The organism is Methylobacterium terricola (genome assembly GCF_006151805.1).
GTDB classification, from domain to species: Bacteria; Pseudomonadota; Alphaproteobacteria; order Rhizobiales; family Beijerinckiaceae; genus Methylobacterium; species Methylobacterium terricola.
On record NZ_VDDA01000013.1, the window covers coordinates 21688 to 41317 of the forward strand.

18 protein-coding genes are annotated in these 19630 nt (G+C 72.1%); 3 read left to right on the forward strand and 15 right to left on the reverse strand.

All coding sequences use genetic code 11. The features are described 5' to 3' along the window. Positions 1-132: 132 nt before the first annotated feature. Positions 133-1176, forward strand: coding sequence for a DUF3616 domain-containing protein (locus FF100_RS23270; protein ID WP_139038151.1), 1044 nt, complete (start codon positions 133-135; stop codon positions 1174-1176). Positions 1177-1201: 25 nt separating this feature from the next. On the opposite strand, the gene FF100_RS23275 is transcribed toward FF100_RS23270, so the two are convergent. Continuing rightward, a complete protein-coding gene (locus FF100_RS23275) occupies positions 1202-2107 on the reverse strand; it encodes a metal ABC transporter solute-binding protein, Zn/Mn family (RefSeq protein ID WP_139038152.1) in 906 nt (301 codons plus the stop codon). Between the two features lie 373 nt (positions 2108-2480). Here FF100_RS23275 and FF100_RS23280 point away from each other — a divergent pair, with 373 nt between their 5' ends. After that, positions 2481-2876 carry a DUF2934 domain-containing protein gene (locus FF100_RS23280; protein WP_246102272.1) on the forward strand — a complete coding sequence of 132 codons (396 nt, stop codon included), beginning with the start codon at positions 2481-2483 and terminating at the stop codon, positions 2874-2876. 30 nt (positions 2877-2906) lie between these two features. Here FF100_RS23280 and FF100_RS23285 read toward each other — a convergent pair whose 3' ends face one another. Both FF100_RS23285 and arsC read right to left on the reverse strand, forming a co-directional pair. Then, positions 2907-4133, reverse strand: coding sequence for an MFS transporter (locus FF100_RS23285; RefSeq protein ID WP_139038153.1), 1227 nt, complete (start codon positions 4131-4133; stop codon positions 2907-2909). Positions 4134-4140: 7 nt separating this feature from the next. Next, positions 4141-4566, reverse strand: coding sequence for an arsenate reductase (glutaredoxin) (arsC, locus tag FF100_RS23290; protein WP_139038154.1), 426 nt, complete (start codon positions 4564-4566; stop codon positions 4141-4143). 251 nt (positions 4567-4817) lie between these two features. Between arsC and gyrA the strand changes: the two genes are divergently transcribed. Continuing rightward, a complete protein-coding gene (gyrA, locus tag FF100_RS23295; RefSeq protein WP_139038155.1) occupies positions 4818-7568 on the forward strand; it encodes a DNA gyrase subunit A in 2751 nt (916 codons plus the stop codon). Positions 7569-7764: 196 nt separating this feature from the next. Here the strand turns inward: gyrA and FF100_RS23300 are convergent, their stop codons facing one another. The 12 genes from FF100_RS23300 to FF100_RS23355 all read right to left on the reverse strand — a co-directional run bounded on the left by FF100_RS23300 (position 7765) and on the right by FF100_RS23355 (position 19255). Beyond that, positions 7765-9012 (reverse strand): MFS transporter, encoded by a 1248-nt coding sequence (locus FF100_RS23300; RefSeq protein ID WP_246102274.1) that lies wholly within the window; start codon positions 9010-9012, stop codon positions 7765-7767. Positions 9013-9232: 220 nt separating this feature from the next. Beyond that, positions 9233-9658: a helix-turn-helix domain-containing protein gene (locus FF100_RS23305; RefSeq protein ID WP_139038156.1), complete on the reverse strand. Its 426-nt coding sequence runs from the start codon at positions 9656-9658 to the stop codon at positions 9233-9235. Then, the gene (gene lnt / locus FF100_RS23310) at positions 9655-11355 is read right to left on the reverse strand and encodes an apolipoprotein N-acyltransferase (RefSeq protein ID WP_139038157.1); all 1701 of its coding nucleotides are present in this window, start codon (positions 11353-11355) and stop codon (positions 9655-9657) included. The genes FF100_RS23305 and lnt overlap by 4 nt, the downstream gene beginning before the upstream one ends. A 48-nt stretch (positions 11356-11403) precedes the next feature. Beyond that, positions 11404-12444 (reverse strand): hemolysin family protein, encoded by a 1041-nt coding sequence (locus FF100_RS23315; protein ID WP_139038158.1) that lies wholly within the window; start codon positions 12442-12444, stop codon positions 11404-11406. 33 nt (positions 12445-12477) lie between these two features. Continuing rightward, on the reverse strand, positions 12478-12969 hold the full coding sequence (ybeY, locus tag FF100_RS23320; protein WP_139038159.1) for an rRNA maturation RNase YbeY: 492 nt from the start codon (positions 12967-12969) through the stop codon (positions 12478-12480). Beyond that, positions 12966-14093 (reverse strand): PhoH family protein, encoded by a 1128-nt coding sequence (locus FF100_RS23325; protein ID WP_139038160.1) that lies wholly within the window; start codon positions 14091-14093, stop codon positions 12966-12968. Before FF100_RS23325 ends, ybeY begins: the two co-directional genes overlap by 4 nt. An 11-nt stretch (positions 14094-14104) precedes the next feature. Then, positions 14105-15448: a tRNA (N6-isopentenyl adenosine(37)-C2)-methylthiotransferase MiaB gene (gene miaB / locus FF100_RS23330; RefSeq protein WP_139038161.1), complete on the reverse strand. Its 1344-nt coding sequence runs from the start codon at positions 15446-15448 to the stop codon at positions 14105-14107. 107 nt (positions 15449-15555) lie between these two features. Further along, complete coding sequence (locus tag FF100_RS23335; protein ID WP_139038162.1) at positions 15556-16431, reverse strand: lysophospholipid acyltransferase family protein; 876 nt, start codon at positions 16429-16431, stop codon at positions 15556-15558. Positions 16432-16534: 103 nt separating this feature from the next. Then, complete coding sequence (locus FF100_RS23340) at positions 16535-17017, reverse strand: GNAT family N-acetyltransferase (protein WP_139038163.1); 483 nt, start codon at positions 17015-17017, stop codon at positions 16535-16537. Positions 17018-17028: 11 nt separating this feature from the next. Further along, on the reverse strand, positions 17029-17727 hold the full coding sequence (gene tsaB, locus FF100_RS23345) for a tRNA (adenosine(37)-N6)-threonylcarbamoyltransferase complex dimerization subunit type 1 TsaB (RefSeq protein WP_139038164.1): 699 nt from the start codon (positions 17725-17727) through the stop codon (positions 17029-17031). Between the two features lie 328 nt (positions 17728-18055). Next, the gene (locus FF100_RS23350) at positions 18056-18622 is read right to left on the reverse strand and encodes a NifU family protein (protein ID WP_139038165.1); all 567 of its coding nucleotides are present in this window, start codon (positions 18620-18622) and stop codon (positions 18056-18058) included. A 129-nt stretch (positions 18623-18751) separates the two neighbouring features. Continuing rightward, positions 18752-19255 (reverse strand): universal stress protein, encoded by a 504-nt coding sequence (locus tag FF100_RS23355; RefSeq protein ID WP_139038166.1) that lies wholly within the window; start codon positions 19253-19255, stop codon positions 18752-18754. Positions 19256-19630 lie beyond the last annotated feature (375 nt).

Sequence of the window (19630 nt, forward strand, 5' to 3'; positions counted from 1 at the left end):
TTTCGGCACTTCCGCGCGCATCGGCGTCTCTGGATCCCGGGCTCTGCCGCTCGGCGCCGGGATGACGTGGAGGATCGTCGGCGAGGGCACGTCTCCGACCGCCTCCGCCTTCTGCCCAATCCGGGAGCCACGATGCATCGTCCCCTGCCATCCCTCGCAATCGTCCTGTCGCTCCTCGCGTCCGCCGCTTCGGCCGAGCCGGTGAAGGTCGGCCCGCTGCTGGAGCATCGCGGGATGTGCGAGGCCTCGGGCGCGGTGCCGTACCCGCGCGGCAGCATCGGCGACCGCTTCCTGGTGGTCGACGACGAGTCCAACGAGGTGCGGCTCTACCGGGCGGGCGCGAGCGGTGGCGCGCTGCCCCTTGCGGGCGCCGACCTGACGGCCGCGCTCGGCCTCGGCGACAAGGACGGCAAGGCCGACCTCGAATCCGCGACCTGGCTCGGCCCCGACCTCTACCTGCTCGGCTCGCACAGCCGCCGGCACGGCGGCAAGCAGAGCCCCGGCCGCGGGCGGCTCGTCGCGATGACGGTGACGGAGTCGGACGGCGGGCCCGCCCTGGTGCCGAAGGGCCAGGCGGTGCGGGGATTGCCGGCAGCCTTCGCGGCCCTGTCGCCCCTGTTCGCGGCGCGGATCGGCCTCGACGTGCCGGCCCGGGACGACCTCGACCCGAAGCGCAAGGGCTTCAACATCGAGGGCATGGCGCCGCGCCGCGACGGCACATCCCTCTGGCTCGGCCTGCGCAACCCCCTCGACACCGACGCGAACGCCCTGCTGGTTCCGCTCGAGAACCCGGCCGAGGCGATCACCGGCGCCGCCCCGCGCCTGGGCAGCCCGGTCGCCCTCGATCTCAAGGGCCGCGGCATCCGCGACATCGCCTCCGCGTCCGGCGCGAAGGCCATCCTGATCCTCGCCGGCGGGGCGGGCGGCGGCGGCGAACCGTTCGACCTCTACCGCTGGTCGGGCGATCCGGCCGCGAAGCCGGTCCGGGTCGAGGGCGCGGCGGCGGCCTTCGCGGCGATTCCCGACTTCCAGCCCGAGGCCCTGCTGGTCAGCCCGGCCGGCGACCGGGTCCAGGTGCTGAGCGACGACGGTGAAGCGCTCGGCTCCGACGGCAAGCCGTGCGAGGAGTCGAAGGACGGCAAGCGGTTCCGGAGCCTGACGCTCGAACTCCGGTGAGGGGGCCGGGACGGCCCGTGCCGCCTCACTCCTTCAGCGCCGCCGCGAATTCCCGCGCATTGTGGCTCATCATCGCCGCGTAGGTCGGGGCCGGGCCGCCGGGCTCCGAGAGGGCGTCGGAGAAGACCCGCCCGCCCGCCTTGGCGCCGCCCTCGCGGGCGATCTGCTGCATCAGCCTGGGGTCCGAGACGTTCTCGAGGAACACCGCCGGGATCTTGTCGCGACGGACCTGACGGACGATGGCGGCGACGTCGCGGGCGGTGGCCTCGCTCTGGCTCGACACGCCCTGGGGGGCGAGGAAGCGCAGGCCGTAGGCCTTGGCGAAGTACCCGAAGGCGTCGTGGGTGGTGACGATGCGCCGGCGCGCCTCCGGGATGCCGGCGAGCGCCGCCCGGACCTCGCCGTCGAGGCGGTCGAGCTGCGCGAGATAGGCGCTCGCATTGGCCTCGTAGGTCGCCTTCCCCTCGGGATCGATGCCCGTCAGGCCGTCGCGGATATTGGCGACGTAGCGCTTGGCGTTGGCGACGTTCTGCCAGGCATGGGGATCGATGGCGTGGTCATGGCCGTGGCTCGTCCCGGCCTCGTCCTCCTCCTCGATCGGGACGATGCCCTTCGAGGCGACGACGACCTTGGCCTTGGTGCCGGAGGCCTTGATCAGGCGGTCCATCCAGCCCTCGAAGCCGAGGCCGTTGACGACCACCAGGCGCGCGGCCGCCACCGCCTGCGCGTCGGCGGGAGCCGGCACGAAGCTGTGGGCATCGCCGTTCGGCCCGACCAGGGTGGTGACCGCGACCCGGTCGCCGCCGACCTGGCGCACGAGGTCGCCGAGGATCGAGAACGTCGCCACGACCTTCGCGGGCTCGGCCCGCACGGGCGCGCTCCAGCCGAGCGCCAGGGCCAGCAGCAGCATCCCGATCCTCACCCTGTCCATCACGCCGGTTCCTCGCTCGATGATGCGCGTCCTCTAGGCCGCCGCGCCGGCGATTGCAACATTGTTACATTCTCGGAGGGCAGAACTCCGTCCGGGGTTTAACCTGGGTCGAGGACAGGGTGCGGCAGCGGGGTCAGGCTCGTCGGGTCACGCCGTTCTTGCCGCTCCCGCTTGGAACGGTGTCACGGGCAGGCCGGAACGCTGCGCGCGCGGAGCGTCCCGGCCTGCCGCCTTCGGACTTCCCCGCATGCCCGGCCGAGTTCGGCGCTTCGCCCGCCGCGAGGGACCACGGCGGCTGGCAGCACGGCGCCCAGGGGCGGGCGACGGACCCAGTTAGGGCTTCCTTAACCATGACCCGCGATGGTCTGCTCACATGAACAACGAGGAGGTCGGGATGGACCACGTCGAGACCAGCATCCGCGAACGGGCCTATGCCCTGTGGGAGCGGGACGGCCGTGCGCCGGGCCGCGACGAGCATTACTGGCACATGGCGAAGCGCGAGCTGGCGGCGCAGACGCTCCCGTCGGTGACCGAGGCCCCGGTTGTGGCCGAGGAGATCGTCGCCAAGCCGGTGCGCAAGCCGGCGGCCCGCAAGCCGGCCGCCGCGAAGAGCGCCGCGGCCAAGAGCCCCGCCGCCAAGAGCCTCGCCGCCAAGAGCCCCGCCGCCAAGAGCCCCGCCGCCAAGACGGTGGCCGAGGTGGCCGAGGCCGCCGCGAAGCCGGCGCCGCGCCGGCGCCGCGCCGCTGCGGAGAACGTCACCGCCCACTGATCCGGTCGGGCGTGTCCGCGCCCGCCGCGCTCAGCCCCTTCCGCCCTGCGGGAGGGGCTTTTCGTCGTGCCGCGCCCGGGCCGGGCCGGCGCCCCGACGCCTGACCCGCCACAGAAGCCCGACGAGGGCGACATCGATCACCCCGAGGATCGCCAGCGCCGCGAGCGTCGCGTCGGCGCCGCCATGGGCGATGAGGTACGCGCCGGCGGACGGCGCCAGGGCCTGCGCCGCGAGGCTGGGCTTCGCCAGCCGGCCGAGCAGCGCGGCGTAGCGCTCGGGCCCGAACAGGGCGAGGGGCAGGGTGCCGCGGCCGATCGAGTAGAGCCCGTTGCCGGCGCCGTAGACCACCAGCACCAGGCCGGGGGCCTGGAGCCCGCTCCACAGGAGCACCAGCCCGACGGCCATCAGGGCCACCGCGACGGTGAGCGTCCAGATCGGGTGGTGCCGGCTGCGGTTGGCGACCTCCAGAAGCCGCGCCCCGACCTGCGACGGGCCGACCAGGGTGCCGAGGGAGACCGCCGCGGCGAGCGACAGGCCGCGCTCCTGCAGCAGGGTCAGCAGATGGACCGACACGATCGAGGTGGCGATGCCGGTGCAGGTCACCACGGCGGCCAGCACCAGGAAGGTCGGCCGCTCGGCGGGATCGAGGCCCGCATCGGACCGCCCTCCCCCGGTCGCGACCGGCCGCGGGGCGGCGCGCGGGACCAGGCCGAGGACCAGCGGCAGGCATACGGCGAGTTGCAGCGCGGCGTAGGTCAGGCAGGTGCCGCGCCAACCGAGATGCGCGAGCAGGTAGGCCGAGAGCGGCCAGCACAGGGTGCTGGAGAAGCCGCCCCACAGGGTCAGCGTGGTGATCGCCGGGCGCGCATCGGCGCCGTAGAGCCGTCCGAGGGTCGCGAAGGCGGCGTCGTACAGCCCCGAACCCATCCCGGCGCCGATCACCAGCCAGGCCAGCGCGAAGGCCGGCAGGTTCGGCGCCAGCGCCAGCCCGACGAGGCCGGCCGCCAGCAGCAGGCCCGAGACGGCGAGCACCGGCCGGCCGCCGTGGCGCCCGATCATCCGGCCGGCTTTCGGCGCGACGGCTCCGGCCACCAGCATCCCCGCGGTGAGGCTGCCGAAGATCCACGGCAGCGGCCAGCCGGTCTCGGCGGCGATCGAGGGCCCGAGCACCGTCAGCAGGTAGTAGCTGCAGCCCCAGGCGAGGATCTGCACGATGCCGAGGGCCGAGATGACCGGCCAGCGTCCTTGCGACAGCATCGGACGATCAGGCGGTCGCGACCCGGCGCCCGTGCGCGTCGATCACCCGCTCGCCGTCCTCCTTGACGACCGCGCCCTGCTGAGCCGGCAGCAGATCCAGCACCCGCTCGGAGGGACGGCACAGGCGCACGCCGCGCGGGCTCTCCACCAGCGGGCGCTCGAGCAGGATCGGATGGGCCGCGACGGCATCGAGCAATTGGTCGTCGCCGAGGCCCGGATCGTCGAGGCCGAGCTCGGCGAACGGAGTCCCCTTCCGGCGCAGCACGTCGCGCACGGAGAGGCCGGCCCGGTCGAGGAGCCGGCGCAGCATCGCCTGCGTCGGCGGCGTCTTCAGGTATGCGACGACGTGCGGCTCGATGCCGGCATTGCGGATCATCGCCAGCACGTTGCGCGACGTGCCGCAGGCCGGGTTGTGGTAGATGACGACGTCCATCGGGGCGGCCTCCGGGCGCGGGACCTCCCTCGAATCCCGCATCCTTTGCCAATCTCTAACGACTTCGCGGGACACTCGTCCACCGGGTCCGTCCGGGCTTGTGGAACATCCTCGGAATTCCCATCTAAGATGCTGATTTGCTTGGCCTTCCGCTTCTTCCGCTGGCACATGGCGCTGGTACGCGACGGCAAGATCGGCTAGAGCGGTTCCTGAATCTGTGAGCCCGCGCGGGCCGCGACGAGAGACACACCTTGGCAGAGAACGACCCGACCGGCGCCCCCCCGCCCGCGACCGACATCAAGCCCGTCTCGATCACCGACGAGATGCGCCAGTCCTACCTGGCCTACGCGATGAGCGTCATCGTCAGCCGGGCCCTGCCGGATGCGCGCGACGGCCTGAAGCCGGTGCATCGCCGCATCCTGTACTCCATGTACGAGAACGGCTACCTGCCGGACCGCAAGTACGTGAAGTCGGCGCGCATCGTCGGCGACGTGATGGGTCAGTATCACCCGCACGGCGACCAGTCGATCTACGACGCCCTCGTCCGCATGGCGCAGGACTTCGCGATGCGGCTGATGCTGGTCGACGGCCAGGGCAATTTCGGCTCGGTCGACGGCGACCCGCCGGCGGCGATGCGCTATACCGAATCGCGGCTGGCCAAGCCGGCGATGTCGCTGCTCGAGGACATCGACAAGAACACCGTCGACTTCAACCCGAACTACGACGAGTCGAAGGACGAGCCGGCGGTCCTGCCCGCCCGCTTCCCGAACCTCCTCGTCAACGGCGCCGGCGGCATCGCGGTTGGCATGGCGACCAACATCCCGCCGCACAATCTCGGCGAGGTGATCGACGGCTGCATCGCGCTGATCGACGATCCGGCGATCACCATCGAGGGCCTGAACGACATCATCCCGGGGCCGGACTTCCCGACCGGCGGCTCGATCCTCGGGCGCTCGGGCACCCGCTCGGCCTACATGACCGGGCGCGGCTCGGTGATCATGCGGGCGAAGTCGCACGTCGAGGAGCTGCGCAAGGAGCGCGAGGCGCTGGTCTTCACCCAGATCCCGTATCAGGTGAACAAGGCCTCGCTGGTCGAGAAGATCGCCGACCTCGTGCGCGAGAAGCGCGTCGAGAGCATCTCCGACCTGCGCGACGAATCCGACCGCGACGGCATGCGCATCGTCGTCGAGCTGAAGCGCGACGCGGTCGCCGACGTGGTGCTTAACCAGCTCTACCGCTACACCCCACTGCAGACGAGCTTCGGCTGCAACATGGTGGCGCTGAACGGCGGCCGCCCCGAGCTTCTCAACCTCAAGGACCTGATCCAGGCCTTCATCGACTTCCGCGAGGAGGTCGTGTCCCGCCGCACCAAGTTCCTGCTGAACAAGGCGCGCGAGCGGGCGCACGTGTTGTGCGGTCTCGCCATCGCGGTCGCCAACATCGACGAGGTGATCCGGCTGATCCGCACCTCGCCGGATCCGAACTCGGCCCGCGAGGCGCTGATGGCCCGCGACTGGCCGGCCGAGGACATCGCGCCGCTGATCGCGCTGGTCGACGATCCGCGCCACCGCCTGCGCGAGGACGGCACCTACCGCCTGTCCGAGACCCAGGCCCGCGCCATCCTCGACCTGCGCCTTCAGCGCCTGACCGCGCTCGGCCGCGACGAGATCGGCGACGAGCTGAAGCGCCTCGCCGACGAGATCGCCGACTACCTCGACATCCTGCGCTCGCGCGCCCGCATCATGGGCATCGTCAAGCACGAGCTGGCGGAAGTCCGGGCCGAGTACGCCACCCCGCGCAAGACCGAGATCCTCGACTGGGATTCCAGCGTCGAGGACGAGGACCTGATCCAGCGCGAGGACATGGTCGTGACCGTGTCGCATGCCGGCTACATCAAGCGGGTGCCGCTCTCGACCTACCGGGCCCAGCGCCGCGGCGGCAAGGGCCGGGCCGGCATGTCGATGCGCGACGAGGATTTCGTCACCCGGCTGTTCGTCGCCAACACCCACACGCCGGTGCTGTTCTTCTCGTCGCAGGGGCAGGCCTACAAGGAGAAGGTGTGGCGGCTGCCGCTCGCGGCGCCGAACGCCCGCGGCAAGGCGCTCGTCAACATCCTGCCCCTCGACCAGGGCAAGGAGCGCATCACCACGATCATGCCGCTGCCCGAGGACGAGGCGTCCTGGGAGACCCTCGACGTGATGTTCGCCACCGCCAGCGGCAGCGTGCGGCGCAACAAGCTGTCGGACTTCGTGCAGGTCAACCGCAACGGCAAGATCGCGATGAAGCTCGACGAGGGCGACCACATCGTCCATGTCGAGATCTGCACGGAAGGGGACGACGTGCTGCTGACCACCGGCGCGGGGCAGTGCATCCGCTTCCCGGTGACCGACGTGCGGGTGTTCAAGGGCCGCGACTCGACCGGCGTGCGCGGCATCAACCTCGGCAAGGGCGACCAGGTCATCTCGATGACGATCCTGCGCCACTTCGAGGCCTCGCCCGAGGAGCGCCAGGCCTACCTCAAGCGCGCCAATGCCGACCGCCGCGCCACCGGCGAGGCGATCGAGCTGCCCGCCGCCCCCGAGCCGGAGGCCGAGGAGACCACGGCCTCGATCGACCTCGAGCAGGACCGCTACATCGCCATGGGAGCGGCGGAGCAGTTCGTCCTCACCCTGTCGGAGCGCGGCTTCGGCAAGCGCACCTCGTCCTTCGAGTACCGGATCTCCGGCCGTGGGGGGAAGGGCATCAAGGCGATGGAGGTCAATGCCCGCAACGGCACCCTCGTGGCCTCGTTCCCGGTCGAGACCAGCGACCAGATCATGCTGGTGACCGATGCCGGCAAGCTGATCCGCGTGCCGGTCGACGACATCCGGGTGGTCGGCCGCGCCTCGCAGGGCGTCACGGTGTTCAACACCGACAAGACCGAGAAGGTCGTGTCGGTCGAGCATATCGAGGGCGAGGGCGAGGCGGAGGTCGAGATCGACGGGGAGGCGGAGGGGGCCTGAGCGCTCCCCCCATCCTGGATCCGGGCCGTCGCAGGGGGCGCTCCCCCGACGGCCCGGGAGCCACCGGTGAGGGGCTGACGCTTCCGAGAAAACCGCGCCCTTTCCCGGACGACTGCAGCGTCAGCGGACGGAGATCCGGGAAACGGGAAGTGGCTTGCGGCAGACGTGGTACGGCCGTCGCCGCCGAACGGCCCGCTCAGATCCGTACCGTCCGATCCCGCGCCGCCATCAAGCCGAATCCGATCGCCCCCAGGCACAGGGCCACGTAGAGCGCCGCTGGCCAGCCCCAGCCGCCGCTGACCTCGTGGACGAGGCCGACGAGGAACGGCCCGAGGGCCGCCCCGCAATAGCCGATGCCCTGCGCCATGGCCGAGAGCTCGGCGGCGGCGCGCGGGTCGCCGGCGCGCAGCACGATCAGCGTCAGGGCGAGGCCGAAGCAGCCGCCGAGACCGAGGCCCAGCAAGAGGGCGAAGCCCCAAGCGAGGGCGAGCGGCCCGACCAGGAGCCCGGTGAAGCCGACGAGCGGCAGCCCGACGACCAGCACCACCCAGGGCCGCTGGTCCGGCCGGCGCGCCGCCAGCGTCGGCACCACCAGCGCCAGCACGCCTTGCGCCAGCGCCGAGATCGAGGCGACGAGACCGGCCGACACGATGTCGAAGCCGCGGTCGACCAGGGCAGCGGGCAGCCAGCCGAACACGATGTAGGCGAGCGACGATTGCAGGCCCATGAAGGCGGTGACCTGCCAGGCCAGGGGATCGCGCCACACGGCCCCGCTCGGCCGCGCGGCGGTGCCGGAGGGCAGCGACCGGCTGCGGACGAAGGGCAGCCAGGCGACCGCGGCGACGAGGGCGGGGGCGGCCCACAGCATCAGGGCGCCCTCCCAGCCGAGGTCGAGGGCCCGGCGCGCCGGCACGGTGAAGCCGGCCCCGGCGGCGGCCCCGAGGCACAGCAGCGCGGTGTAGAGCCCGGTCATCAGCCCGGCCCGCTCGGAAAAGTCGCGCTTGACGATGCCGGGCAGGATCACCCCGACGATCCCGATCGCCGCGGCGGCGATCACCGAGCCGAGGAACAGCAGCGGCACCCCGCCGAGGCCACGCACGACCAGCCCGAGGGCCAGCACCACCAGGGCCGCCAGCACGCCGGCATCCGGTCCGATGCGCCGCACGAGCAGCGGCGCGAGGCGGCCGAACACCCCGAGGCACAGGACCGGCAGGGTGACCAGCGCGCCGGCGAGCGCTGCGGATAGACCGGTCTCGGCCCGGATCCCCGGCAGGAGCGGGCCGACGCTCGACAGGGCGGGCCGGAGATTGAAGGCGACGAGCATCAACCCGAAGCCGATCAGGGCCGGCGGAAAGCCGGCCGTCGCCCTCCCCGGCCGCGCGGCCCCGGCGCCCGGCTCCCGTTCGTTGGTCCGCACCCGCTCCTCCCCATCGCGCTGGCGCACGATTCCGTCGCGCTCATGCCTGCGCGTTCGGAGGCGTCATAGCGACAAGGCGACGGCGGGAGCAGCGACACCTGTGCAACCCCGCATCCCGCGGGGAGACCGGTCATGCAGTTTGCGATTGATCGCTCGGCGATCGCTGCCGCGATGGGGAAACCACCGGCATTCGAGCGTCGCCCGGGCTGACGATCCGCGTCCCGGATGGACGCGACGGCAAAACGGCTCACTCCGTCGCGTCGGACGGGTCGGGACCAGTGCCGATCGCCTCGACGAGGCTGATGATGCGCCGGCGCACTTGGCCGTCGGTGATACGCTGGAAGGCGCGCACCAGTTGCAGATCCTGGCTGGTCCAGAACACGTCGGTGGCGGACACATCGGAGGTGGGCTCGGCCGCCGCCTCGTCGCCCCGCGTACCGTCCTGGCGTGGCGCCCCCTCGTAGAAGAAGTTCACCGGCACGCCCAGCATGTCGGCGATCTGGCGCAGCCGGCTCGCGCTGATCCGGTTGGTACCCTTCTCGTATTTCTGGATTTGCTGGAATGTCACGCCAAGGGCGTCACCCAGCTTCTCCTGGCTCACGCCGACGAGGAGGCGGCGGACGCGCACACGATGCCCGACATGACGATCGACAGGATCGGGGGCCTTCTTCACAACGACGCTCCGCGGGGCGGGGACGGCGCGCCACGATGTCGCGCGCCCAGGGCTATCAACCCGCACAATAGGAGCATGGCAACGAAAAACAAATCACCGAATCGTACGTATTGCGTGGTTTCCCTAAGGTTTCTCGGCAGATTGCGGTCGAGCACGCCCTCGACCCCGACCGACAACATGCCGGTCACCCGGCCGTAGGGATCGACCACCGCGCTGATCCCGGTATTGGCCGCCCGCACGAGAGGAATACCTTCCTCGACGGCGCGCAGGCGCGCCTGCGCGAAGTGCTGGCGCGGGCCGGGAGTATTGCCGAACCAGCCGTCATTGGTGACGTTGAGGAGCAAGCCCGGATGAGCGCGCCGCGAGGCGACGGCACCGGGGAAGATCGCCTCGTAGCAGATCGCGGGAGCGACCGGCGGCAGGCCCGGCACCGCCAGCGAGGGCCGCTCATGGGCTTCGCCCGGGGTGAACCCGCCCGGCACCGCCACGAACTGCTTGAGCCCGAGCGTGCGCAACACGGCATCGACCGGCTCCGGCAGGTACTCGCCGAACGGCACGAGGTGGAGCTTGTCGTAGCGTCCGCCGACGAGGCCGTCCTGCCCGATCATCAGGATCGAATTGTAGAAGTGCAGCCGCTCGCCCGGCAGCGGCTCGTCGGCCCGGGCGGCGCCGGTGACCAGCAGCGTGCCGGGCGGGAGGGCGGAGCCGATCCGCCGCAGGGCCTGCGGATCGCGCTGGATCAGGAACGGGAACGACGATTCCGGCCAGATCAGGTGGGTGACGTCGCGCAGGCTCTGCCGGTCCGGCGCGGTGGCGCTGTCGCTCAGGCCGAGATAGCGCTCGAGAATGCCCTCGCGGTTTCGCGGGTTGAAGCGGGCATCCTGCGGGATGTTGGCTTGGACGAGGCGCAGGCGCACACCGGGCACCTCCGGCATCGGGCCGGAGGGCAGCCTCAGGGCCCCGGCCAGGCCCAACGCCCCCAGGACCACGAGGGCGGCGAGCGGCGGGCCGATGCGCCGCCGCGTTCCGCCCGCATCGGCCAGGGTCGCGGGGGCCGCGCCGCACAGGACCGCCAGCACGGTGAGACCGTAGAGGCCGACCACCGAGGCCGCCTGCATCAGCCAGAGATTCTGGCCGAGCGCCATCCCGAGAGCGTTCCAGGGAAAGCCGGTGAACAGGTGGCCGCGCAGCCACTCGGCCCCGCTCAGACCGAAGGCCAGGGCGGCGATGCGGCCCGGACCCGGCGACCACAGCAGGCGGGCGGCGGCGAAGCCAGCGCCGTAGAACAGCCCGAGCACGGCCGGCAGGCCGAGCACCCCGAGCGGCATCAGCCAGGCGAACTGGTCGGCCTCGACCAGGAAGGCGGCGCCGAGCCACCACAGGCTCGCCGTCAGGTAACCGAAGCCCCAGGCCCAGCCGATCAGGCCGGCGGCGAGCGCCGTGCCGGCGCGCCGGCCGAGGCGCGAGGAGGCGGTCGCCGCCCCGTCGAGCAGCCAGACCGCCGGCACCAGGGCGACGCAGAGGGCGGGCAGGAACCCGAAGGGCGGCATCGCCAGGGCCCCGCAGGCGCCGGCGAGCCAGGCGAGAGCCAGCCGCGTCCAGCCGGAGGTCAGGGCGATGCGGTGGGCGAGCGGCGCGAGGCCGAAGGTCGGCGCCGGGGCGGCGAGGGCCGCCCCGTTCGGGTCGATGTCGTGCATGGGGCGGGCTCGCGGGGCGGCGTCGTGCGCGACGCCGCGGAATGAGGATCAGGCGGCGGTCTCGGTCCGCAGGCCGGCCTCGCCCTCAGGGGACGGCAGGGCCAGCGGCGTCTCCGGGCCGGTGAGCCGGGCCAGGCCGCGATGCATCCGCAGGCGCTTGATGCGCCGCGGATCGGCGTCCAGCACCTCGACCTCGAAATCGCCCGGCACGGCGATGACCTCGCCGCGGGCCGGGACGCGGCCGGCGATGGTGACGATCAGGCCGCCGAGGGTATCGATCTCCTCGGCCGCCTCCCCCACCGCCGCCGCGAGATCGACCCCGGTCGCCTCGGCGACGTCGTCGAGGCTGGCGCGGGCATCGGCGACGAAGATCTCGCTCTCGCCGTCGACCTTGAGGACGCGGTGGCCCTCGGCCTCGTCGTGCTCGTCCTCGATGTCGCCGACCACCACCTCGATCAGGTCTTCGATCGAGATCAGGCCGTCGGTGCCGCCATACTCGTCGATGACGAGGGCCATGTGGGTGCGGCTCGCCTGCATCCGGGCGAGCAGGTCGATCGCCGGCATCGAGGGCGGCACGAACAGCACCGGGCGCAGGATGCGGGTGGTGGCGAGCGTCTCGGTGAGGTCGACCCCGGCGAGGTCGGGCAGGCGGTCGCCGCCGGCCTCGGCCCGGTTCGCCATGTAGTCGACGAAGTCGCGGATGTGGACCATGCCGCGGGGATCGTCGAGGCTGTCGCCATAGACCGGCAGGCGGGAATGGCCGGCGCCGCGGAACACCTTGAGCAGGTCGCCGAGCGCGGTCTCGATCGAGACCGCCACGACGTCGGCCCGGGGGATCATCACATCGTCGACCCGCACCCGGTGGAGGCTCAGCACGTTCTTGAGCATCGCCTGCTCGACCGGGGAGACGGCATGGTCGCCGTTCTGCATCTCGGCGAGGGCGTCCGAGAGGCCGTCGCGCTGGGCGTCGCGGGCTTTCAGGTGGAAGATGCTGAGGAGGCGATCATACCAGGGTTCGCGCCCGGGACTGTCGTCCTCCGTAATCGCCTGCGCGGTCGCGGCGGCGCTGCGACTTCGATCGTTGCTCATGTCTCTCGCGTCTGGGGTGAGTGCGTCCGCGGCTCAACCGGCCGCGTCGCCGTACGGGTCCGGCACGCCGAGGCGCCGCAGGGCCGCGACCTCCAACGCCTCCATGGCGTCGGCCTCGGCGTCGCCGAGCTCGTGGTCGTGACCGAGGAGGTGCAGCGTGCCATGAACCACGAGGTGGGCGAGGTGGTGGTCGAGGGGCTTGGACTGCTCGCCACTCTCGCGCAGGAGTGTGTCATAGGCAAGAACGACGTCGCCGAGCAGGCGCGGCCCGCCGCCATGCGGCTGCTCGTTGGGGAACGACAGCACGTTGGTCGGCTTGTCCTTGCCCCGCCAGGTGCGGTTCAGCTCCTGCACCGCCGGATCGTCGGTCAGCACGATGCTGATCTCGATCGGGCCGCCGGGCGGCACGATGGCGAGCGCCGCCTCGACCGCCTCAGCGACGAAGGCCTCGAGATCGGGCGCGACCTCCTCCCAACGGGGATCCTCGACCGCGACGTCGATCTCGTGGGTCTCGGGCCGGCTCACGGCAGCGGCCCCCGGCGCGGCGGGAACGGGCGCTGCGGCGGCTCGTCCCGGTTCTCCTGCGCGTCGGCCTCGTAGGCCGTGACGATCCGGCGCACCAGGTCGTGGCGGACCACGTCGACATCCCGGAAGGTGACCCGCCCGACGCCCTCGACGCCGTCGAGGATCCGCACCGCCTCGACGAGGCCCGACTTCTGGCCCGGCGGCAGGTCGATCTGGCTCGGATCACCGGTGATGATCATCCGCGAGTTCTCGCCGAGCCGGGTGAGGAACATCTTCATCTGCATCGAGGTGGTGTTCTGCGCCTCGTCGAGGAGCACCACCGCGTTGGTGAGCGTGCGGCCGCGCATGAAGGCGAGCGGCGCGATCTCGATCATGCCGGTCTGCAGCCCGCGATCGACGTGGCGTGCCTCCATGAAGTCGTAGAGCGCATCGTAGATCGGCCGCAGGTACGGATCGACCTTCTCGCGCATGTCGCCGGGCAGGAAGCCCAGGCGCTCGCCGGCCTCGACCGCCGGGCGCGACAGGATCAGCCGCTCGGCATGGCCCTGCTCCAGGAGCGAGACGGCGTAGCCGACGGCGAGCCAGGTCTTGCCGGTGCCGGCCGGCCCCTCGGCGAAGACCAGCTCGTGGGCGCGCAAGGCCCGGATATAGGCGTCCTGCGCCGCATTGCGGGCCCGCACGGCGCCGCGGCGGCGGGTGGCGATCTGGTCGAAGGACGGCCGCTCGCCGTCGGCCGGGGCCTCGGCGGGCGAGAACAGGTTGCCCTGGAGCGACGATTCCTGGATCACCCCGTCGACGTCGCCGAGGGTCAGCGGCGTGCCGCCGCCGTCGCGGACGCGGGCATAGAGCAGCTCCAGCACCCGGCGCGCCCGCTCGGTCGAATCGGGCGGGCCCTTGACCACGACGTGGTTGCCGAGCGCGGTCGCCACCACGCCGAGGCGCCGCTCCAGATGGGCGATGTTCTGGTCGTACTGGCCGAAGACCAGGCTCGCCAGCCGGTTGTCGTCGAAGGTCAGGGCGATCTCGGCGGCCTCGCTCAGGCCCGCCACCGCCCGCGGCGCCAATTCACGCTCGCGCGCCTCGCGTCCCTTCGGCCCGCGGCCGCCCGGCTCTCCCATCGGCATCCTGTCGTTCCTCACGCGGCCGCCCCGATCGCGGGCTCCACCGCCTCGCCGAACAGGCTGTTCGAGCCGGCCCGGGTGATCCGCACGGGGACCACGCTGCCGATCGACGCGACGTCGCCCTCGATCTGCACCGCCTGGAGATAGGGCGACTTGCCGGCGACCTGGCCCGGATGGCGCCCGGCCTTCTCGATCAGCACCGGCACGGTGCGGCCCACCGTGGCGTGGTTGAAATCCTGGCGCTGGCGCTCCAGCAGGGCCTGCAGCTCGGCGAGCCGCGCGCTCTTCACCGCCTCCGGCACCGCGTCGGCGCTGTCGGCCGCCGGGGTTCCGGGGCGCGGGCTGTACTTGAACGAGAAGGCGCTGGCGAAGCCGATATCGGCGATCAGCCGCATCGTCTCGGCGTGGTCGGCATCGGTCTCGCCCGGGAAGCCGACGATGAAGTCGGAGGAGAGCGCGATGTCGGGACGGGCGGCCCGCACCCGGGCGATCAGCCGGCGATAGGTGTCGGAATCGTGCTTGCGGTTCATCGCGTGCAGGATCCGGTCGGAGCCCGACTGCACCGGCAGGTGCAGGTAGGGCATCAGCGCCGGCAGGTCGCGATGAGCCGCGACCAGCGCCTCGTCCATGTCGCGCGGATGGCTGGTGGTGTAGCGCAGGCGCAGCACGCCCGGGATCGCAGCGACGCGGTGAAGCAGCTCTCCGAGAGTCCAGTCGCGCCCGTCGGGCCCGGGGCCGTGGAAGGCGTTGACGTTCTGGCCGATCAGGGTCAGCTCGCGGGCGCCGGCGGCAGCCAGGCGCTCGGCCTCGGCGACGATCTTCGCGACCGGGCGGGAGACCTCGGCGCCGCGGGTATAGGGCACGACGCAGAAGGCGCAGAACTTGTCGCAGCCCTCCTGCACGGTGAGGAAGGCCGAGACGCCCGGGGTACGCCGGGCCGGCAGGTGATCGAACTTGTCCTCGATCGGGAACTCGGTGTCGACGACGCGGCCGTCCTTGGAGGCGGCCAGCAATTGCGGCAGGCGGTGGTAGCTCTGCGGGCCCACCACCACGTCGACGCCCGGGGCGCGGTGGAGGATCTCGCGGCCTTCGGCCTGCGCGACGCAGCCCGCCACCACCACGGTGGTGTCCCGGCCGACCTCGGCGCGCTCACCCTTCAGCACGCGCAGGCGGCCGAGCTCGGAATAGACTTTCTCCGCCGCCTTCTCGCGGATGTGGCAGGTGTTGAGGACGACGACGTCGGCCTCCTCCACGGTGCCGGTCTCGACGAAACCCTCGCGGCCGAGGAGGTCGACCATGCGCGAGGCGTCGTAGACGTTCATCTGGCAGCCGTAGGATTTGACGAACGCTTTCTTCAACGAACCGGCCCTGCCAGAGAGATCACGGGGAGATCGAGATCACAGAGAGATCGAGATCATGGGGATGAACGGATGCGGCGGCCCGTGGGCGAGCCGTGTCCCTTCATTTAAGCCGTCGCGGCCGGAATGAGAATAGGCGGCGCTGCGACGACCGGGGCATCGGCGCGCGGCATCTCGGGCGCAGGCGCCGGCGGGCGGCCGGTCACCGCTTCCTGCAGGGCGCGGCGCACCGCGGCCTCGGCGAGCGCCGTCGCGGCCTTGCGGTCGGTGCCGGCCGCGAACACGATCGGCTCGCCCCAGGTCACCGCCACGTCGATCGGGCCGCGCGCGAAGAACAGCTTGACGCTGGGGCCGAGCTCCATGTCGCCGTACCAGGCGATGTCCGGCCGCTCGGCCCGGGTCAGCGGCAGGCCGTGGCGGCGCGTATAGGCGATGCAGAGCGGCTGCAGCCGGACCCGGTCGAGCCCGCCGTCGGTGATGGCGGCCCGGGCGGCGCCGACCAGAGAGGTGCGGAACGGCAGCAGCCGGGTGCCGTCCCCCGTCGTGCCTTCGGCGAACAGCACGATCAGGTCTCCGGCGCGCAGGCGCCGGCTCATCTCGGTATTGACCACCGCGGTGTGGCGCTTGCGGCCTCTGTCGATGAACACCGTGCGCTGAAGCCGGGCGAGGGTCCCGATCACCGGCCAGCCGGCGATCTCGGATTTCGCCACGAAGGAGAGCGGCCGCAACGCCCCGAGGACCGGGATGTCGAGCCAGGAGATGTGGTTGGCGATGACGAGCGCCGCCTCGCCCGGGGCCGGCGGGGTGCCGGTCACGGTGATCCGCACCTGGAACAGGCGCAGGAAGACCCGGTGCAGCCAGGCCGGCGCCTGGCCGGCGAGCGCCCCGCGCCCGAGGTTGAGCGCGAGCCAGTGCGGCCCGGCGAGGAGCAGGAAGGTCAGGGCATAGGCGAGGAGCCGCAGGCCGGCGACGAGGTACGTCATGATTCGGTCGGCGGCGCGGGCTCGGGCGATTCCGGGGGGAGCGCGGCCGCATACCAAGTCCGGCCCGGGCCGTCCACAACCGAGACCGCGATCGCGAGGCCCCCTACCCCAAGCCCGCCTGCATCATGATCGCGTTGGCGCGGCTGCCGTCCGGCCTCGCATAGTAGCTCGCCCGCCGGCCGGTCTCGGTGAAGCCGAGACGGCGGTAGAGGGCGAGCGCCGGGACGTTGCCGTCATCGACCTCGAGATGGACCCGGCGCACGCCCAGATCCTCCAGGGCGACGAGGTGGGACCGGAGCAGCTGGCGGCTCAGGCCCGCGCCGCGGGAGGCCGGCCCGAGGACGACCGTGAGGATCTCGGCCTCGTCGAGCACCTGGCGCGACAGCACGAAGCCGGCGAGCACGGTGCCGAGCATCAGGGCGTGGGCGACGTGGCCGCGCTCGCACAGCATGCGCTCGAACTCGTCCGCCTCCCAGGGCCGCGCGAAGGCGGTGGCGTGGAGTGCCGCGAGCTCGACCGATCGGTCGGCCGAGGTCAGCGGCGCGACATGGGCGGTGGGGGGCGAGCGGAACGGCATCCACTTCATCGGGGTCTCCGTCAGCGGCGGGCAAGCCGCGCGTGGTCCTGCGGCTGGGCGTCCGGCCCGCGCAGGTAGAGAGGGCGGGCGAGGGCATGGGCCGGATCGGCGACCAGGCCGAGCGAGGCGATCCATTCGATCTGCGGGGCGAGGTGCCCGTCCGGCACGACGGCGCGGATCCCTTGCGCGGCGGCGGCCGCCGCCAGCGCCGGGGCGGCGGAGCCGGCGAGCGCCGCCGGGCCGGACCCGATGAGCCGCAGGGCGTCCGCCAGCGGCAGCAGGGTGGGCGGGACGGCGATGCCGCCGTCCTGGCTCAGGGCCTGGAAATAGACGTGACCGTGGCGGGCATCGATCGCGGCGGCGAGCAGGAAGCCCTGGCCGAAGAAATCCTCGTCGGCGGCGAGCAGCGGCGCGAGCAGGGCCGACAGGGTGGTGACCCCGACGACCGGGATGCCGCAGGCGAGCCCGACCGCGCGGGCCGCCGAGAGGCCGACCCGCAGGCCGGTATAGCTGCCGGGGCCGACCGTGACCGCGACGCGGTCGAGACTGTCGAACCCGCCCTCGGCCCGGGCGATCACCCGTTCGACAAGGGGCAGCAGCGCCTCGGCATGACCGCGAGCGAGATCCATGCTCTCCTGCGCCAGGGGCTCGGGCGAGTCGTCCGTCATGATGCAGGCCGCGCAGCGCTCGAGCGCCGTATCGATGGCCAGGATCCGCATCGCCGTCAGGCTCCGCCCTCTCGTCCGCCCGCGGGTTCGTCGCCGCGGCCGGGTCCGTGCCGCCGGCCGCGCCGGATCGCTGATGATCCGGCCGCTCGAGTCCCAGCATGGCACGCACAGGTTAACACAAGAAGGACCGCCCCGCAGATGCAGGACGGCCCGGTTCGGCCTCAGCCTTTAGATCATCCGCCGCCGGCGGGGAAACCGCCCGGCGCATTTTCCGACGAAGGGGATCCCGGTTCGTCGCAGGCAATGCCGCAGAATCAGCGCCCGGGAGCCTCACCCGATCGCGGGGCGATCGGGTGAGGCTCCCGCGACGAAGGCGGGATCAGGAGACGGCCTGGACCTCGCGCACGTCCGGCAGGAAGTGGCGGAACAGGTTCTGCACGCCCTGGCGCAGGGTGGCGGTGGAGGACGGGCAGCCCGAGCAGGCGCCTTTCATCTCCAGGAAGACCACGCCATCGCGAAATCCCCGGAAGGTGATGTCGCCGCCGTCGCCGGCCACCGCCGGGCGCACGCGGGTCTCGAGCAGGTCCTTGATCGTCGCGACGGTGTCGGCGTCGGCCTCCTCGTAGAACTCCTCCGCGGCCTCCTCGGGGGCGTGGCCGGCCTCGAGGACCGGGGCCCCCGACATGAAGTGCTCCATGATGGCGCCGAGCACCGCGGGCTTGACCTGCGGCCAGCCCGGCTCGCCCTCGGCCTTGGTCACCGAGATGAAGTCGTGGCCGAAATAGACGCCGGAGACGCCGGGCACCCCGAACAGGGCGCGGGCAAGCGGCGAGCGCGCCGCGGCGCCTTCGTCCCGGGCCTCGAAGGTGCCGTCGGCCAGCACGACCTTGCCGGGCAGGAACTTCAGGGTGGCGGGGTTCGGGGTGGCTTCGGTCTGGATGAACATCGGTGATCCTCGAAAAGTTCTCTGCGCCGGTTCAAGGCCGGCCGGGAACGACGCGCCGCCCGCCGACGGGCGGCCGCGCCTGCGGCAGATGTGGACCCGAACGGGCGAAAGCTCAATGGATCGCGCGGCTCATCCGGCGAGCGCCGTGATCTCCGCCTCGCTCAAGCCCCCTGGCACGATCACCACCGGCACCGGGAAGCTGCCGGCGGTGCGCCCGGCGATGGAGGAGACCAGGGGTCCCGGCCCGTCGCTGCCGGCGGCGGCGGCGAGCACCAGGAAGGCGATGTCCTCGTCCGCCTCGATCTGGCGCAGGATGGCGTCGGCGCGCTCGCCGCCGCGCACGACGAGCTCGGGATCCACCCCTGCGGCCCGGCGCGCCGCCGCCGCCAGGCCCTCGAGCCGCTCGGCGGTCTCCGCCTCGGCCTCGGCCCGCATCGCGTCGCCGACGCCGAGGAATTCCATGGTCTCGGGCGGCTCGACCACCGCCAGCATCACCACCCGTGCGCCGAGCCGCGCCGCCCGGCGCACCGCGAAATGCACCGCGCGGTCGCATTCGGGCGTCTCGTCGACCAGCACCATGAACTTGAGCCGATGCCCGGCCTCGAAGGACCGGCGCCGCTTGATCTCGACCATGTCTGCATCTCGGCCAGGCCCGGACGCGCTCCGCCGCCGGAACGGATGCTGCCCGCGCCCGTCCCCGCCCGCAAGGGGCAGAGGCGGGCAACGGCGGATCGCCGGACGCGGATCGCCGAGTGCCGATCGCCAAGTACGGACCGCCAAGTACGGACCGCCAAGTGCCGATCGCCAAGTGCGACGCACCGAGCGCGAATCACCGGGGGCGAATCAGGTGGCCGAGGCCGCCGTCCCGGCCCGAAACTCATGATGAGGACGGAGCAATCCAATCGTCCAATTGATGAATGGGCACCGTGATGCGGCACCTTGTGCGCACAAAGCAGGCAATTCGCGAATCTTTTGGTCCCAACATGAATAGGAAACGACCTTTCGCCG

Excerpts from the sequence above, each read along its gene's own strand:
- FF100_RS23315 (WP_139038158.1), bottom strand. The coding sequence starts at position 12,444 with ATGAGCAACGATCGAAGTCGCAGCGCCGCCGCGACCGCGCAGGCGATT.
- FF100_RS23355 (WP_139038166.1), bottom strand. The coding sequence starts at position 19,255 with ATGGTCGAGATCAAGCGGCGCCGGTCCTTCGAGGCCGGGCATCGGCTC.
- FF100_RS23340 (WP_139038163.1), bottom strand. The coding sequence starts at position 17,017 with ATGAAGTGGATGCCGTTCCGCTCGCCCCCCACCGCCCATGTCGCGCCG.
- lnt (WP_139038157.1), bottom strand. The coding sequence starts at position 11,355 with ATGCACGACATCGACCCGAACGGGGCGGCCCTCGCCGCCCCGGCGCCG.
- FF100_RS23275 (WP_139038152.1), bottom strand. The coding sequence starts at position 2,107 with ATGGACAGGGTGAGGATCGGGATGCTGCTGCTGGCCCTGGCGCTCGGC.
- FF100_RS23350 (WP_139038165.1), bottom strand. The coding sequence starts at position 18,622 with ATGTTCATCCAGACCGAAGCCACCCCGAACCCCGCCACCCTGAAGTTC.
- tsaB (WP_139038164.1), bottom strand. The coding sequence starts at position 17,727 with ATGCGGATCCTGGCCATCGATACGGCGCTCGAGCGCTGCGCGGCCTGC.
- FF100_RS23285 (WP_139038153.1), bottom strand. The coding sequence starts at position 4,133 with ATGCTGTCGCAAGGACGCTGGCCGGTCATCTCGGCCCTCGGCATCGTG.
- FF100_RS23270 (WP_139038151.1), top strand. The coding sequence starts at position 133 with ATGCATCGTCCCCTGCCATCCCTCGCAATCGTCCTGTCGCTCCTCGCG.
- FF100_RS23335 (WP_139038162.1), bottom strand. The coding sequence starts at position 16,431 with ATGACGTACCTCGTCGCCGGCCTGCGGCTCCTCGCCTATGCCCTGACC.
- FF100_RS23325 (WP_139038160.1), bottom strand. The coding sequence starts at position 14,093 with ATGCCGATGGGAGAGCCGGGCGGCCGCGGGCCGAAGGGACGCGAGGCG.
- arsC (WP_139038154.1), bottom strand. The coding sequence starts at position 4,566 with ATGGACGTCGTCATCTACCACAACCCGGCCTGCGGCACGTCGCGCAAC.
- FF100_RS23280 (WP_246102272.1), top strand. The coding sequence starts at position 2,481 with ATGAACAACGAGGAGGTCGGGATGGACCACGTCGAGACCAGCATCCGC.